At 63.0% G+C, this 262-nt stretch carries 1 protein-coding gene; it reads left to right on the plus strand.

The window, feature by feature from the left end:
* The coding region (locus FLQ44_RS23310) for an aminotransferase class V-fold PLP-dependent enzyme (RefSeq protein WP_147696226.1) at positions 1-262 on the plus strand (262 nt) is incomplete at both ends.

The raw sequence follows: 262 nt of genomic DNA on the forward strand, positions 1-262 counted from the left end.
CTGAACGTTCGCAGCGACGAGCTGGTGTTCACTTCCGGCACCACCCAGGCCATCAACCTGGTCGCCTACAGCTATCTGCTGCCCAAGCTGCAGGCTGGCGATGTGATCCTCGCCAGCCGCATGGAGCATCACGCCAACCTTGTGCCTTGGCAGCTGATCGCCGAACGCACCGGCGCCACCGTGCTGCCGGTCGAGATCCTGCAGAACGGCGAGCTTGATCTCGTCGACCTTGAGAAGAAGCTGGATGGCCGCGTCAGGCTCT

It is taken from the genome of Vogesella mureinivorans, from assembly GCF_007644035.1.
Classification (GTDB): domain Bacteria; phylum Pseudomonadota; class Gammaproteobacteria; order Burkholderiales; family Chromobacteriaceae; genus Vogesella; species Vogesella mureinivorans.